Source organism: Streptomyces sp. NPDC088400, from assembly GCF_044753355.1.
Taxonomy (GTDB): Bacteria; Actinomycetota; Actinomycetes; order Streptomycetales; family Streptomycetaceae; genus Streptomyces.
Genome location: NZ_JBIVMZ010000015.1, coordinates 39,354 through 53,361, shown reverse-complemented (window position 1 = coordinate 53,361; position 14,008 = coordinate 39,354). Strand labels below are relative to the sequence as shown.

General features: G+C 70.8%; 12 protein-coding genes. 1 reads left to right on the top strand and 11 read right to left on the bottom strand.

Annotation, left to right across the window (positions count from 1 at the left end):
- Window positions 1-84: 84 nt before the first annotated feature.
- On the bottom strand, window positions 85-2,265 hold the full coding sequence (locus tag ACIQD6_RS30250; RefSeq protein ID WP_401888537.1) for a phosphocholine-specific phospholipase C: 2,181 nt from the start codon (window positions 2,263-2,265) through the stop codon (window positions 85-87).
- A 147-nt stretch (window positions 2,266-2,412) separates the two neighbouring features.
- Window positions 2,413-2,985 (bottom strand): TetR family transcriptional regulator, encoded by a 573-nt coding sequence (locus ACIQD6_RS30245; protein ID WP_401888534.1) that lies wholly within the window; start codon window positions 2,983-2,985, stop codon window positions 2,413-2,415.
- Window positions 2,986-3,159: 174 nt separating this feature from the next.
- Here ACIQD6_RS30245 and ACIQD6_RS30240 point away from each other — a divergent pair, with 174 nt between their 5' ends.
- Complete coding sequence (locus ACIQD6_RS30240; RefSeq protein WP_401888532.1) at window positions 3,160-4,005, top strand: oxidoreductase; 846 nt, start codon at window positions 3,160-3,162, stop codon at window positions 4,003-4,005.
- Between the two features lie 76 nt (window positions 4,006-4,081).
- Here the strand turns inward: ACIQD6_RS30240 and ACIQD6_RS30235 are convergent, their stop codons facing one another.
- The 9 genes from ACIQD6_RS30235 to ACIQD6_RS30195 all read right to left on the bottom strand — a co-directional run bounded on the left by ACIQD6_RS30235 (window position 4,082) and on the right by ACIQD6_RS30195 (window position 13,795).
- Window positions 4,082-4,639, bottom strand: a complete 558-nt coding sequence (locus tag ACIQD6_RS30235; protein ID WP_401888529.1) for a universal stress protein — start codon at window positions 4,637-4,639, stop codon at window positions 4,082-4,084.
- A gap of 5 nt (window positions 4,640-4,644) precedes the next feature.
- Window positions 4,645-5,901, bottom strand: coding sequence for an SLC13 family permease (locus ACIQD6_RS30230; RefSeq protein ID WP_401888526.1), 1,257 nt, complete (start codon window positions 5,899-5,901; stop codon window positions 4,645-4,647).
- Between the two features lie 209 nt (window positions 5,902-6,110).
- Window positions 6,111-7,619 (bottom strand): Asp-tRNA(Asn)/Glu-tRNA(Gln) amidotransferase subunit GatB, encoded by a 1,509-nt coding sequence (gatB, locus tag ACIQD6_RS30225; protein ID WP_401888524.1) that lies wholly within the window; start codon window positions 7,617-7,619, stop codon window positions 6,111-6,113.
- Window positions 7,616-7,798 carry a hypothetical protein gene (locus ACIQD6_RS30220; RefSeq protein ID WP_401888521.1) on the bottom strand — a complete coding sequence of 61 codons (183 nt, stop codon included), beginning with the start codon at window positions 7,796-7,798 and terminating at the stop codon, window positions 7,616-7,618. Before ACIQD6_RS30220 ends, gatB begins: the two co-directional genes overlap by 4 nt.
- Window positions 7,795-9,129, bottom strand: a complete 1,335-nt coding sequence (locus ACIQD6_RS30215; RefSeq protein ID WP_401888518.1) for an AAA family ATPase — start codon at window positions 9,127-9,129, stop codon at window positions 7,795-7,797. Before ACIQD6_RS30215 ends, ACIQD6_RS30220 begins: the two co-directional genes overlap by 4 nt.
- Before the next feature lie 87 nt (window positions 9,130-9,216).
- Window positions 9,217-9,459 (bottom strand): hypothetical protein, encoded by a 243-nt coding sequence (locus ACIQD6_RS30210; RefSeq protein ID WP_401888515.1) that lies wholly within the window; start codon window positions 9,457-9,459, stop codon window positions 9,217-9,219.
- Entirely contained in the window at window positions 9,456-10,967 is a 1,512-nt protein-coding gene (gene gatA / locus ACIQD6_RS30205) for an Asp-tRNA(Asn)/Glu-tRNA(Gln) amidotransferase subunit GatA (RefSeq protein WP_401888512.1), read from the bottom strand. The genes ACIQD6_RS30210 and gatA overlap by 4 nt, the downstream gene beginning before the upstream one ends.
- 6 nt (window positions 10,968-10,973) lie before the next feature.
- A complete protein-coding gene (gene gatC, locus ACIQD6_RS30200) occupies window positions 10,974-11,270 on the bottom strand; it encodes an Asp-tRNA(Asn)/Glu-tRNA(Gln) amidotransferase subunit GatC (RefSeq protein WP_010984178.1) in 297 nt (98 codons plus the stop codon).
- A gap of 377 nt (window positions 11,271-11,647) precedes the next feature.
- On the bottom strand, window positions 11,648-13,795 hold the full coding sequence (locus ACIQD6_RS30195) for a putative bifunctional diguanylate cyclase/phosphodiesterase (RefSeq protein WP_401888509.1): 2,148 nt from the start codon (window positions 13,793-13,795) through the stop codon (window positions 11,648-11,650).
- Window positions 13,796-14,008 lie beyond the last annotated feature (213 nt).

Sequence of the window (14,008 nt, the reverse complement as noted above, 5' to 3'; positions counted from 1 at the left end):
GCGCGAAATCCTCACACATGCGCGCACTCGCACGGTCACACGTTCGCGGATTCAGATGTTCACGCGTTCACGCGTTCGCACGGATCAGCCGGAGACGCTCACCCGGCCGTTCTCGATGTGCCCCATCAGGCGACGGCGGAAGCGGACACCGGCGGCAGTGTCGGTATCGGTATCGGTGCCGTCGGCCGTGGTGATCTCGATGTCGTACCAGCCGTGCGCGTCGGCCGCCGAGTGCACGATGGCCCGGCTGCGGCCCGGCTTCACCGTGATCTGCCGGGTCCAGTCGTCGAGGTCGTCCTCGTCCACATAGCCGAGAGGCCGCACCGTGAAGGTGACCGGCCGGTCGCCCTTGTTGCTGAGGGTGAGGTGCAGATCGCGGTCGTGGTGGTCGACGGAGGAGCTGACCTCGGCGCCCCCAGCGGTCACCGGACCGGCGAACTCACGCCGGAAGCCGTTCGGTCCGGTGACCGTGAAGCGGTACCCGTCGCCGGTCAGCCCGGTAAGGGGCACCGTCCACTGTGCCGAGCCCCTTACATCGCGGTGCTGCGGGATCTCGAACTCACCTGCGTACGGATAGAGCGCGAAGTGCGCGCTCGCCCGTCCCGTATTGCTGAGCGTGACCTTGAAGGCCTTGCCGTCGGCGTCGGTCCGGCCGTACGCGTCCGTCTGGTACGGCAGCGGCCTGGCCGGGCGCGTGCCCTTCTCCTGTACGGGCATGTGCTGCTCGGCGGGCGGCTCCGGCTGCCAGCGGCCGCTGAACGGCGGGACGGGGCCCGGCTGTTCGACCTCGGGTCGCGAGCGGCTGCTCCGGAAGTCGAAGGCGGAGGTCAGATCGCCCGTCACGGTGCGCCGCCACGCGGTGATGTTGGGCTCGTCCACTCCCGTCCACTTCTCCAGGAAGCGGATGACCGAGGTGTGGTCGAAGACCTGCGAGCAGACGTAACCGCCGACGGTCCAGGGCGAGACGACCAGCAGCGGCACCCGGATCCCGAGCCCGGTCGGCCGTCCCTGCCAGCGTTCGGCGGACCCGGTGGGGCCGTCGGCGGGCGGTACGGGCGGCGGCACATGGTCGAAGAAGCCGTCGTTCTCGTCGTAGTTGATCAGTACGACGGTGTGCCGCCAGACATCGGGATGCGCGCCGAGCGCGTCCAGCACCTGGTAGACGAGCGTGGCGCTGGCGACCGGTGACGAGGAGCCGGGGTGCTCGGAGTCGGCCGCGGACGGCACCAGATACGACACCTCGGGCAGCGTCCCCGCCGCCACATCGACCCGGAACCGCTCGGCCAGGGTGCCGGTCTCGACGCGCCGCAGCCCGCGCTCGAAGAGCGACCGCTCCCGCTTGGTCAGCGTGGCGACGCCGTCCTCCAGCGCCCCGAGCAGCCGCTCGCGCTCGGCGGCGTCCCGGGTGTCGCGTACGGCGGCGTAGAAGGCCTCCATGTACGTGAAGCCGTCGGCTCCGGGCCGGCCGGGCAGCGCGCGTGCCTTCGCGAGCGCCTTGTGGGCGATGTTCTTGAAGGTGGTGAAGAACTCGATGTTGTTGTCGGTGAAGTTCTCCCACTCCGTGTACGTCTGCCAGCTCCGGCCCGCCCGCTCCAGCCGCTCGGCGTACGTCGGCCAGGGATAGCCGGGGTGGGTGCCCTCGTCGTACGCGTCATTGCCGACGGCCCGCTGCCCGTCGGCCTCGTACCCGGTCCAGCCGCTCCACAGATGGTTGCGGTTGGGGCTCGTCGACGTATGGACGGACGAGTGGTACGCGTCGCAGACCGTGAACGTGTCAGCCAGCTCGTAGTGCAGCGGGATGTCTCGCCGGTCGTAGTACGCCATGGTGGCGGCGGTCTTGGCGGAGACCCAGCCGTCCATCCACCCGTTGTTCCAGGCCGCGGCGCCGCCGTCCCAGGAGTGGTCGAGAGCCCCGATGTACTGGAGATCCCTCTTCTGCGTCTCGGCCGCGTCCCGTACGGGGAAGGGCAGGACGGTACCGCCGGTCGCCGACGGCTGCTCGAAGACGGACTTCCCGGAGGGAAGCTCGACCGCGTTGCGGTCCTCGAAGCCCCGCACGCCGCGCAGCGTGCCGAAGTAGTGGTCGAAGGAGCGGTTCTCCTGCATGAGCACGACCACGTGCTTGATCGCCCGCATCCCGCCGTCGGCGGGCTCGGCCGCCAGCGCCGCCCTCAGGGACGGCGGCAGTACGGACCCGGCGGCCGCCGCGCCCAGGGCTCCCGTGCCGAGGGCGAGCATTCTTCTGCGCGATATCTCCGTTGACATGCCGGGGACGCTAGTGAGAGCGAATGGCAGCGGAAAGGCTCCGGGACGTCCGAGAAGTGAACGGGCCGCCCATTCATTCCGCCGCTCGCCCGGCCGTCTCCCGCCCGGCCTCGCCCGCCTCCCACTCGGCGGGGAGGGCGGCGACCGTCACGGGAGCGACGGCCGCGTCAGCTTCCCCACCGACACCACCACCGCGTGCCGCCTGGCCGCGATCTCGGCGGGGCTCGTCGTGTCGCTCACGGCCTCGGGGCTGCCCTCGCTCCACGCGCTGGAGAGCGCCACGATCTGAGCCAGCAGCAGGTGCGGCGGCAGGCCCGCGTCCACCGTGCCCGCGCCCTGGGCCGCGGCGAGCGCGCGGAGCTTCGCCACGTGGGCCTTCTCCGCGACCGGCAGCACCTCGGCCCGCCGTTCCAGGCTCTGCCAGCGCACCAGCCGCATCAGATGCGGGTGCGAGAGGTGGAAGTCGAAGAGCGCGCCCGCGTAACCGGGCAGGTCGTCGGCGTCGAACGGCGCGGCGTCGAGGATCTCCTCGACGGCGGCCTCGTAGACGGCGTCGAAGAGCTGTTCCTTGCTCCCGAAGTGCACATAGATCAGGTTCTTGTTGTACCCGGCGGCCGCGGCGATGCGATCGACGCGCGCGCCCGCGATGCCGTGCGCGGCGAACTCGTCGGTCGCCGCGCGCAGCAGGCTCGTCCTGGTCGTTCGGGAATCTCTGGCCACCTCCCCATGGTAGTCAGCGATGGCAACCGGGTGACCAACCAGTCACTCATCTCACCACTTGCGACCCCAGGACCTTGGGCCTACAGTGAAAAAGGAAGTAACTGAATAGTCAGTTACCACGCTCGAAGCCTGGCCGACTCGCTCAGCCGGCGCCCTCTCCCCTAGGAATCCACCATGTCCGAGGTCTGGTTCATCACCGGCAGTTCACGCGGCCTGGGCCGCGCCCTCACCGAGGCGGCTCTCGCGGCCGGCCACCGGGTCGTGGCCACGGCACGCAAACCCGCCCAGCTCGACGATCTCGTCCGTACGTACGGAACGCGACTGCACACCGTCCCGCTCGATGTCACCGACGCCGCCGCCGCACGCGCGGCCGTACGGAGCGCGGTCGACGTCTTCGGACGGCTGGACGTGGTCGTCAACAACGCCGGATACGGCGATATCGCCGCCATCGAGGATGTGTCCGACGCCGATTTCCGCGCCCAGATCGACACCAATTTCTACGGCGTCTACCACGTCACGAAGGCCGCCGTTCCGATCCTGCGCGAGCAGGGATCCGGGCACATCATCCAGATCTCGTCGAGCGGCGGCCGGCTGGGCACGCCCGGTCTCGGCGCCTACCAGAGCGCCAAGTGGGCGGTCGCCGGATTCTCGGAGGTACTGTCCCGCGAACTCGCCCCGCTCGGCGTACGGGTCACCGTCATCGAACCGGGCGGTCTGCGCACCGACTGGGCCGGGGCGTCGATGACGATCCCGCCGATCAGCGAGCCGTACAGGGAGACGGCCGGCGCGCACGCGGAGTTGGTACGGGGCATGGACGGCCGGCAGACCGGCGATCCGGCCAAGGCCGCGCAGGTCATCCTCGGTCTGCCTCAGCTGGACGAGCCCCCGCTGCATCTCCTGCTGGGCAGTGACGCGTACCGGTACGTGACCGAATCCGACCGCGCCCGTATGGAATCCGACGTGAAGTGGCGGCAGCTCACCGAGTCGATCGACTACGACACCGAGGCCTCCGCCTCCTGAGGACCGCGCCTCTTAAGGACCGTGCGTCGTAACGGCCGCGCCTCGTAAGGGCCGTGTTTCCCGGCGGACGTGTCTCCTACGGACCCGTCTCGCCCAGCGGCCACACCAGCAGCACCGGGCACTGCGCGTGGTCCACGACGAAGCGTGTCGCCGGGCCCAGGCTGTGCGGGCCCGGCCGTTCGCGGTCGCCGTCCCGCGCGCAGATCAGCAGATCCACATCGGCCGCCGCCCGTACGACCTCGTGCTCCACGCGGCCGTGCCGGTCGAGGAGTTCGCACGGCCGCCCCAGCCGGTGCGCGGCGGCCTCCAGCAGATCGGCGCCCACCGAGCCCGAGAGCGCTTCGAGGCGGGTGCCGGGGTCACGGTCCGTCCGGTGTCCCCGGCCGAGCAGCCCCGCGTACGCGTGGTGCGCGGCGGCGGCCACCTCGTCGTCGCCGACGTGGAGCAGCACCACCTGGTCGTGCCCGGCGCGTTCGCGGGCCGCGTCCACACAGGCGGGCCAGGTGGATTCGGTGATCCAGACGAGGACCGTCGACGGCGCGGCGGGCGGTCCGGACGCCGGGACGCCTGAGGGCGACGGTGACGGCGAGGACGACTGCGAGGACGGGTGTGACGGCGACGGCGGTACGGTCATCAGGATCAGCCTCCGATCACTTGCAGCGTGCCCCACAGCGCCACGGTAGAAGCGACCAGCGTGGCGGGCACGGTCAGCAGACCGAGCAGGGTGAAGTGGCCCAGCTTCGGCTCGGTGTCGTGCTCGTGCAGGATGCGCCGCCACAGCAGGGTGGCGAGCGAGCCGACGTACGTCAGGTTCGGCCCGAGGTTGACGCCGATCAGCGCGGCGAGCACCGGTCCGGGCCCGGCGGGCGCGACGACCGGCAGCAGCGCCAGGATCGCCGGAAGATTGTTGATCACATTGGCGAGGACGGCGGCGATCGCGGCGATCGCCAGCAGCGAGAGCAGCGACGAGCCGCTCGGCAGCAGCCGGCTGATGCCGATGTCCAGGCCGTTGTCGACGACCGCCTTGACGACCACACCGAGCGCGAGGACGAACAGGCAGAACAGCGGTGACGCGGCGCGGACCAGCCCCGTTACCGTCGTCCGCCGCTGCCGCAGGGCGCGGGCGGCGAGCACGACCGTACCGGCGAGGGCCGCCCACACCGGTTCGACCCCGACGAACGAGGTGACCACGAAGCCGGCCAGCGTCAGGCCGAGCACGACCAGCGTGAACACCGGCATCTCGCGCCGCTCGTCCGTCTTCGGGGGGTGCGCCCCGGCGGCCAGGTCGGCGGCGAACCAGCGGCGGAAGACGACGTACTCGACGGCGATCGCGGCCAGCCACGGCAGAGCCATCAGCGCGGCGAACCGGGTGAAGGAGAGCCCGCTCGCGGTGAACGCCAGCAGATTGGTCAGGTTGGAGACCGGCAGCAGCAGGGACGCCGAGTTCGCCAGATGCGTACAGGCGTAGACGTGTGGCCGGGGGCGGGCGCCCACCCGGGCGGCGGTCGCGAAGACCACCGGCGTGAGCAGGACGACCGTGGCGTCCAGGCTGAGTACGGCGGTGATCACGGCGGCGACGCCGAACACCCCGCCGAGCAGTCGGCGCGGCTGCCCGCCGCAGACTCGTGCCACCAGATCACCGGCGGCGGCGAACAGCCCCTCCTCGTCACAGAGTTGGGCCAGTACCAGCACCGCCGCGAGAAAGGCGACCACCGGCAGCAGGCTCTGTGTCTGCTGCCACGCCTCCTGGGGCGAGACCGCGCCGAGGGCGACGACCAGCAGCGCCGCGGGTACGGCCGCGACCGCCTCGGGCCAGCCACGGGGGCGCATGACGGCGAACGCCAGCACGGCGAGCAGCAGGCCGACGGAGACGACCTCGGCGGCGACGGTGTTCACTGCGATGTGCCTCGCGCTTACGGTTCGGGAGCGGGACGGGCCAGAGCCGGAGACCGGACCGGGACCGGAGAGCGGGACCGGACCGGATCCGGGGGTGCCCGGATCCGTCAGGGGCGGCGCGCCCGCAGGCACGCCGCCCCTCACACCCTACGTACGCCCCGGAGAGCGCGTGCGGCCCGTACGACGCGTACGCCCCGCACGCCCCGAGGTCAGCCCTCGACGCCCAGCTTCTCCAGGATCAGCTCGCGCACCCGCGCCGCGTCGGCCTGGCCGCGTGTGGCCTTCATGACCGCGCCGACCAGCGCGCCCGCCGCGGCGACCTTGCCGGCGCGGATCTTGTCGGCGATGGCGGCGTTGCCCGCGATCGCCTCGTCCACGGCCGCGCCGAGCGCGCTGTCGTCGGAGACGACCTTGAGACCGCGCTTCTCCACGACGGCGTCCGGGTCGCCCTCGCCCGCGAGCACGCCCTCGATCACCTGGCGGGCCAGCTTGTCATTGAGATCACCGGCCGCGACGAGCGCGGCGACCCGGGCGACCTGCTCGGGCGTGATGGGCAGTTCGTCCAGCGCGCGGCCCGACTCGTTGGCGTGCCGGGCCAGTTCACCCATCCACCACTTGCGTGCCTGGTCGGCCGGGGCGCCCGCGTCGATCGTGGCGACGATCGGAGCGATCGCGCCCGCGTTGAGGATCGACTGCATATCGTGCTCGGAGACACCCCACTCCGCGCGCAGCCGGTTGCGGCGCACCCGCGGCAGCTCGGGCAGTCCGCCCCGCAGCTCCTCGACCCACGCGCGGGCCGGGGCGACGGGCACCAGGTCGGGCTCCGGGAAGTACCGGTAGTCCTCGGCATTGTCCTTGATACGGCCCGACGTGGTGGAGCCGTCCTCCTCGTGGAAGTGACGGGTCTCCTGAAGGATCGTGCCACCGGAGTTCAGCACCGCGGCATGACGCTGGATCTCGAACCGGGCGGCGCGCTCGACGCTGCGCAGCGAGTTGACGTTCTTCGTCTCGGAGCGCGTACCGAACTCCTCCCGGCCGTGCGGCCGCAGCGAGAGGTTCACGTCGCACCGCATCTGGCCCATCTCCATCCGGGCCTCGGAGACGCCCAGCGCCTTGATCAGCTCACGCAGTTCGGCGACGTACGCCTTGGCGACCTCGGGAGCGCGCTCACCGGCGCCCTCGATGGGCTTGGTGACGATCTCGATGAGCGGGATACCGGCGCGGTTGTAGTCGAGCAGGGAGTGGGACGCGCCGTGGATACGGCCGGTGGCGCCGCCGACGTGCGTCGACTTGCCGGTGTCCTCCTCCATGTGGGCGCGCTCGATCTGCACGCGGAAGATCTCGCCGTCCTCCAGCTGGACGTCCAGATGGCCGTCGAAGGCGATCGGCTCGTCGTACTGGGAGGTCTGGAAGTTCTTCGGCATGTCCGGATAGAAGTAGTTCTTCCGCGCGAAGCGGCACCACTCGGCGATCTCACAGTTGAGCGCGAGACCGATCTTGATGGCCGACTCGACACCGATCGCGTTGACGACCGGGAGCGAGCCGGGCATGCCGAGACAGGTCGGGCAGGTCTGCGAGTTGGGCGCGGCACCCAGCTCGGTCGAGCAGCCGCAGAACATCTTGGTCTTGGTGCCCAGCTCGACATGGACCTCAAGGCCCATGACGGGGTCGTAGGTCGTCAGCGCGTCCTCGTACGACACCAGTTCAGTGACGGTCACAGGTATGTCTTCCTCTTCAGTGCTTCATCGGTGTCGGCCAGCCTGCGCTGGTAAGACGACAGCTTTCCGAGTACGGGGAGATCCGCTTCGTCGGCGAAGACGGTGAAAGAACCGGCGAGTGGGGCGAAGGAATCGCCGGGGCCGGGCCGCCAGGCCTTGAGCCGTACCGCGGGGTTCACGCGATCACCTGCCCCATGGGCTCCAGCAGGTACTTCACCTGCTCGGCCGTGACCGTGTCGCCCGGTTCCCCGTCCGCCAGGGGCGCACGGACGGAGCGTGCTCTGGTCACGGCCGGGATCCCCGCGCGTGCCGGGTCGGGAGGGGACGCCTGATCCAGGAAGACCAGGCTTCCCGTCGTGTCGTCGCGGAGGGCGGAGTCGTCACGAAGGGCGGAGAGGAGTACGGGGGAATGCGTGGTCACCATCAGCTGGCGGAAGCCGGACACCAGCCGCGCCCGGTCCACGAGGTCCGGGAAGTCGTCCACGTCCCCGCTCAGCCGCCGTACCAACTCGGCGACGAGGGTGGGGTGCAGCCCGTTCTCTATCTCCTCGACGGCCAGCAGGCCGGCCCGCCGGTCGTCGTAGCGGGCGGCCAGCAGCGCGAGGACGCGCATCGTGCCGTCGGACAGCATGGGCGGGGACGTCCAGCCCGTGTGCCGGCACCGTACGTCGAAGCCGTACTCACCGCTCTGGTCGTCGAACACCGGCCTGACGCCGGACGAGTCCGGGATCAGCGCGGTCAGATCCGCTTCCAGGCCGCGGAGTTCCTGGGCACCGAGCCGGTGGAGGACGGCCGCCACATTGCTTCCGTCGGGGCGGAGTGTCATCTCGTCGCTGCCGCCGAACGGCCTGCGCATGGCAGCGGGGTCGAGCGCTATCCGCTCCCAGTTCTCGCTCTCGCGGGCGACGTGCCGGAGCAGCGCCCGTGCGCCCTCGGACGCGCGGTCGCCGAGGCCGTGTCCGCTCCCGCGCAGCGGCGCCCAGTCGGTCCCGTAGCTCGCCACGAACGACTCCCTCGCGGCGGCCAGCGCGCCCCGCAGGTGCGCGGGGATCTCCAGCCGGTCCATCCACTCCGTACGCATGAGGCTGCTGACCCACACCCGCCCGGAGCGCAGCGTGGCTTTCACCGGGCCGTCCGGCGTGCCGTGGCGCGCGGCTCCCAGCCGTACGACCAGGGGAAGCGGACCGTGCAGGCTGGGCACGATCATGCCGATCTTGATGGTCAGTTGGGGTGCCGTGTACGCGCCACCGGAGCCCTCGGCGCCAATGGACCCGTCGGAGCCCTCGGAGCCGTCGGCATGGTGGAAGAGGTCCCGTACGGCGAGCCTGGGATTGTCGCCGTCGAAGACCCGCGGGGGGCCCACAGCGACCGTGCGCCTGACGAAGTCCAGAGCGTCCAACAGGTTGGACTTTCCCGCCCCGTTGGCGCCCATCAGTACGGTGCGCGGCCGTACGTCCAGGCCGAAGCCCACGAACGACTTGAAGCCGTCGATCTCGATGCGGGTGATCACTGTGTCACCTCCTTCCGTGGCACGGTCCGGCACGGTGGTCGCCGGGAGTCCGCCCCGGAACGGGCGGGCGGCCTCCCGGCGGTCCGGTCAGCCCAGCAGGACGTCGTCGTCGCCCAGCCGCTTCAGCTCGCGGTACAGGATCGCCAGGCCGGTGACGATGGCCACGGCGGAGACCGCGGCGTCGACCAGCCGGAGCGTGTCGTTCTCCTTGCGGGCCAGCTTGGCCTGCTTGACGACGCCGACCGCTCCGAGCGCGGTGCTCCCTATCGACAGATACGTACCGGCCCTGGACTTCTTGAAGCCCTTCGCCTTGCTCACTGCACTACTCATAGTGACGGTGCCTCCTCCAACAGCGGATGCCCCCACTTTTCCACGAAGGCCGCTTCGACAGCGGCACCGACCTTGTACAGCCGGTCGTCCTTCATGGCGGGGGCGATGATCTGCAGGCCGACCGGCAGGCCGTCCTCCGGCGCGAGGCCGCAGGGCAGCGACATGGCGGCGTTGCCCGCCAGGTTGGTCGGGATGGTGCACAGGTCCGCGAGGTACATCGCGATCGGGTCGTCGGCACGCTCGCCGATCGGGAAGGCGGTGGTCGGGGTCGTCGGGGAGACGATCACGTCGACCTGCTCGAACGCCTTCTCGAAGTCCTGGGTGATGAGGGTGCGGACCTTCTGCGCCGAGCCGTAGTACGCGTCGTAGTAGCCGGAGCTGAGCGCGTACGTACCGAGGATGATGCGGCGCTTGACCTCGTCGCCGAAGCCCGCCTCACGGGTCAGCGCCGTGACGTCCTCCGCCGACTTCGTACCGTCGTCGCCGACCCGCAGGCCGTAACGCATGGCGTCGAAGCGCGCGAGGTTCGAGGAGCACTCGGACGGCGCGATCAGGTAGTACGCGGCGAGCGCCAGGTCGAAGGACGGGCAGTCCAGCTCGACCACCTCGGCACCGAGGCCCTTGAGCAGCTCCACCGACTCGTCGAAGCGCTGGAGGACACCTGCCTGGTAGCCCTCGCCGCGGAACTGCTTGACGACGCCGACGCGCATCCCGGCGACCGAACCGTTGCGGGCCGCCTCGACGACCGGCGGGACCGGGGCGTCGATGGATGTCGAGTCGAGCGGGTCGTGCCCGGCGATCGCCTCGTGCAGCAGGGCCGTGTCCAGGACCGTACGGGCGCAGGGCCCGCCCTGGTCGAGGGAGGACGAGAAGGCCACCATGCCGTAGCGGGAGACCGCGCCGTACGTGGGCTTGACGCCGACCGTGCCGGTGACGGCGGCGGGCTGGCGGATGGAACCGCCGGTGTCCGTGCCGATGGCCAGGGGCGCCTGGTACGCGGCGAGCGAGGCGGCCGAGCCACCGCCGGAACCGCCGGGGATCCTGGTCAGGTCCCAGGGGTTGCCGGTGGGGCCGTACGCGCTGTTCTCCGTGGAGGACCCCATGGCGAACTCGTCCATGTTGGTCTTGCCCAGGATGACGACGTCCGCGGCCTTCAGCTTCTTGGTGAGGGTCGCGTCGTAGGGCGGCAGCCAGCCTTCGAGGATCTTGGAACCGACGGTGGTCGGGATCCCCTCGGTGGTGAAGATGTCCTTGAGCGCGAGCGGGACACCGGCCAGCGGCCCGAGCTTCTCGCCCGCCGCGCGCTTCTCGTCCACGGCGCGGGCCTGGGCCAGCGCACCCTCGCGGTCGACGTGCAGGAAGGCGTGGACCTTCTCGTCCACCGCCTCGATACGGGCGAGATGGGCCTCGGTGACCTCGACCGCCGTGAGCTCGCCGGAAGCGATCTTCCCGGCGATCTCGGCGGCGGTGAGCCTGATGCAGCTCTCGTTCTTGTTCGTGGCCGTCATGACTGTTTAGTCCTCCCCCAGGATCTGCGGCACCTTGAAACGCTGCTGCTCCTGGGCAGGGGCGCCGGAGAGCGCCTGCTCCGGGGTGAGCGAAGGACGGACCTCGTCCGCGCGCATGACATTGGTCAGCGGCAGCGGGTGGGAGGTCGGCGGAACGTCTTGGTCGGCGACCTCGGATACGCGGGCGACCGCGCCGATGATGTCGTCGAGCTGACCGGCGAAGTGATCCAGCTCTTCGGCCTTCAGCTCCAGACGTGCCAGCCGTGCGAGGTGGGCGACCTCCTCGCGCGTGATGCCAGGCATGCGGCGATCCTCAGGGGTGAGTGTGATTGGGATGTGGCCCAATCCTATGGGGCCGGGACCCGTGCCCACGAAACGGTTCGGCTCCGCCCACCGCAGAGGGAGCCTCCGCCCGCAGTTGAGGGAGCCCGCGCCCGTCGCCGAGGGAGCTGTCTCCCTTGCCTCCGCGGGAACTCACGCCCGTCGCCGAGGGCGCCGTCGTCTCCGCCGTGGTGGGGGCTCACGTCCGCCGCCGGGGGAGCCCCTGCGCGGTCCTGAGGCGTTCCCCCGGTCCCGAGAGGTTTCCCGGTCCTGAGGGTCCCGGGTGGTCGACCGGCCGGCCACCCGGTCATACGCTCGCGCTGTACGTACGCCCGCCCTACTGCCTGCCGTACGCCGCCCTACTGGACGACCCGGCCCGACTGCTCCTGCTTCTCTTGCTGCTCACGCTGCTCGCGCTCGCGGGCGAGGCGCGCGGCCTCCAGCTCCGCCGGGCGCTGCCAGCCGCGCTCGCCCCTGGCCCGCAGCCAGGCCGTCGCCTCGTGGGGCGGCATCGCCGCGGCCACCAGCCAGCCCTGGACCGCGTCGCAGCCCAGGTCACGCAGCCGTTCCCAGGTCTCGTCGTCCTCGACGCCCTCCGCGACGACCAGCAGGCCCAGCGAGTGCGCCAGGTCGACGGTGCAGCGGACGATCTCCGCGTCCTCGGTGTCGACCGCCAGCCGCGCGACGAACGAGCGGTCGATCTTCAGCTCGCTGACCGGCAGCCGCCGCAGATGCACCAGCGAGGAGTAGCCCGTACCGAAGTCGTCGAGGGACATCTTCACGCCGTGTCCGGTCAGGCCGGCGAGGGTGTCGGCCGCCCGCTGGGGGTCCTCCAGCAGGACGTGTTCCGTTATTTCCAGCTGAAGGGACCCGGCGGGGACGCCGTGACGGGCCAGCCGGGCCGCGACCGCGCCCGCGAAGCCGGGGGTGTGGACGTCGCGCGGCGAGACATTGACCGCCACCGGCACCATCAGCCCCTGGGCCCGCCAGCGGGCGACCTGGGCGAGAGCCGTTTCCAGTACGTATTCGGTGAGATGAGGCATCAGGCCCGAGGATTCGGCGATCGCGATGAACTCGTCCGGGGGGACCCTGCCGCGCTCGGGGTGCACCCAGCGCACGAGCGCCTCCAGGCCGGCGACCTGGCCGTCGAAGCGGACCTTGGGCTGGTAGTGCAGCTCCACGTCGCCGGCGTCCAGCGCGCGGCGCAGATCTCCCAGCAGGCCGAGCCGGTCAGGGGTGTTGGAGTCCCGCTTGGACTCGTAGACCTCCACTCCCGTACGGTCGCGCTTGGCCTGGTACATGGCGACGTCCGCGCGCCGCAGCAGCCCCTCCGCGTCCGTCGCGTGCTCCGGATAGACGGCGACACCGGCGCTCGCCTCCAGGACGAGCGTGAGACCGTCGAGGTCCAGCGGCGAGGACAGCTCGGCCACCAGGTGCCGGGCGACGCGCTGGGCGCTGGTCGTGGAGTCGCAGGTCGGGAGCAGCACCGCGAACTCGTCGCCGCCGAGCCGCGCCGCCTCCGCGCCTCGCGGCAGGGCCAGCTTGAGCCGGTCGGCTATCTGCAACAGCAGCCGGTCACCCGCGAGATGACCGAGCGTGTCATTGACGGAACGGAAGCGGTCGAGGTCGATCAGGACCAGACCGGACCGGGCGCCCAGGCCCTCCGCGTGCTCCAGCGCCGCCCAGGTGCGCTCCAACAGCCATTGCCGGTTGGGCAGTTTGGTCAGTGGATCGCGCAGTTGCTCCTCGGCCCGCGCCCGAGCTATCCAGAGCGTGGAGTCCAAGGCGATCAGCGGGATGGCGAAGAGCGGCAGGACGAGCGGCACCGACATCGCGACCACACAGATCAGCGGGGCGATTCCGAGTAAAGCTACCGCGACCAGACCATGCCGGTAGAGCCCCGTACGCGCGACGGTCGGCAGCGCACCGCCCTGCGGATTCAGCGCGTACCACAGCAGCAGGCGCGCGACGACGAGATGCGCGGTGGCCGCCAGCACGATCTCCGAGGTGCTGACGACCCCCCATTCGAGAGGGTTCCAGGGCCGCTCGACGGTGGGGACCACACCGCACACGGCGAGGACGAGCGCGGCGGCGCCGATGCCCAGCATGTCCGCCGCGCCGTGCAGGACGCCCTGTCGCCAGCGGTGCTTGCGGGCCACTCCGACCAGCACCACGACGGCCAGGCTGACCAGTCCTGCCGCCACCCAGCCGTACAGCAGCAGGACGGCCAGGGTGAGGGACGCGCCCGAGCCCGTACCGCCCCACCAGCGGTCGCGGCCGAGCGCCACCAGATGGCCCACGATGATGCCGGTCAGTACGGCCAGGGCCCAGCCGGCCGTACCACCGGGGAAGAGCGCACGGCCTTCCTGAACCGTACGGACGAGTCCGGTCACCAGCAGGGCCACAGCGAGTCCCACCACAAGAGCGGGTGTTCTGGCCGCCATGCCCGCGATCCCCGCGAATCCGCGCGGGGGTGAGACCGGGGCGGCGCTCTCGGTCGGTTTCATTCCCGTCCCTCTCACAGCCGGCGGAGCCGATGCCACGCGATGGCACGTCGCCCACGTCATCACGGCCGGAATCGCACCCCGCAGCCGTGCACGACAGGCGTACATCCCAACAGTAGGCTGCCGAACGCCCAGACGGGCAGCGCTCTACAGCTGTTGCCCGAATGCGACCTGCCCGTCCGTAACGATCTGGTATGCGCCGAACGGGTGATGTTT

What these genes read in the sequence shown, in the direction of transcription:
- ACIQD6_RS30250 (WP_401888537.1), bottom strand. Translation starts at nt 2,265, where the DNA reads ATGTCAACGGAGATATCGCGCAGAAGAATGCTCGCCCTCGGCACGGGA.
- ACIQD6_RS30240 (WP_401888532.1), top strand. Translation starts at nt 3,160, where the DNA reads ATGTCCGAGGTCTGGTTCATCACCGGCAGTTCACGCGGCCTGGGCCGC.
- ACIQD6_RS30235 (WP_401888529.1), bottom strand. Translation starts at nt 4,639, where the DNA reads ATGACCGTACCGCCGTCGCCGTCACACCCGTCCTCGCAGTCGTCCTCG.
- ACIQD6_RS30210 (WP_401888515.1), bottom strand. Translation starts at nt 9,459, where the DNA reads ATGAGTAGTGCAGTGAGCAAGGCGAAGGGCTTCAAGAAGTCCAGGGCC.
- gatA (WP_401888512.1), bottom strand. Translation starts at nt 10,967, where the DNA reads ATGACGGCCACGAACAAGAACGAGAGCTGCATCAGGCTCACCGCCGCC.
- gatC (WP_010984178.1), bottom strand. Translation starts at nt 11,270, where the DNA reads ATGCCTGGCATCACGCGCGAGGAGGTCGCCCACCTCGCACGGCTGGCA.
- ACIQD6_RS30195 (WP_401888509.1), bottom strand. Translation starts at nt 13,795, where the DNA reads ATGAAACCGACCGAGAGCGCCGCCCCGGTCTCACCCCCGCGCGGATTC.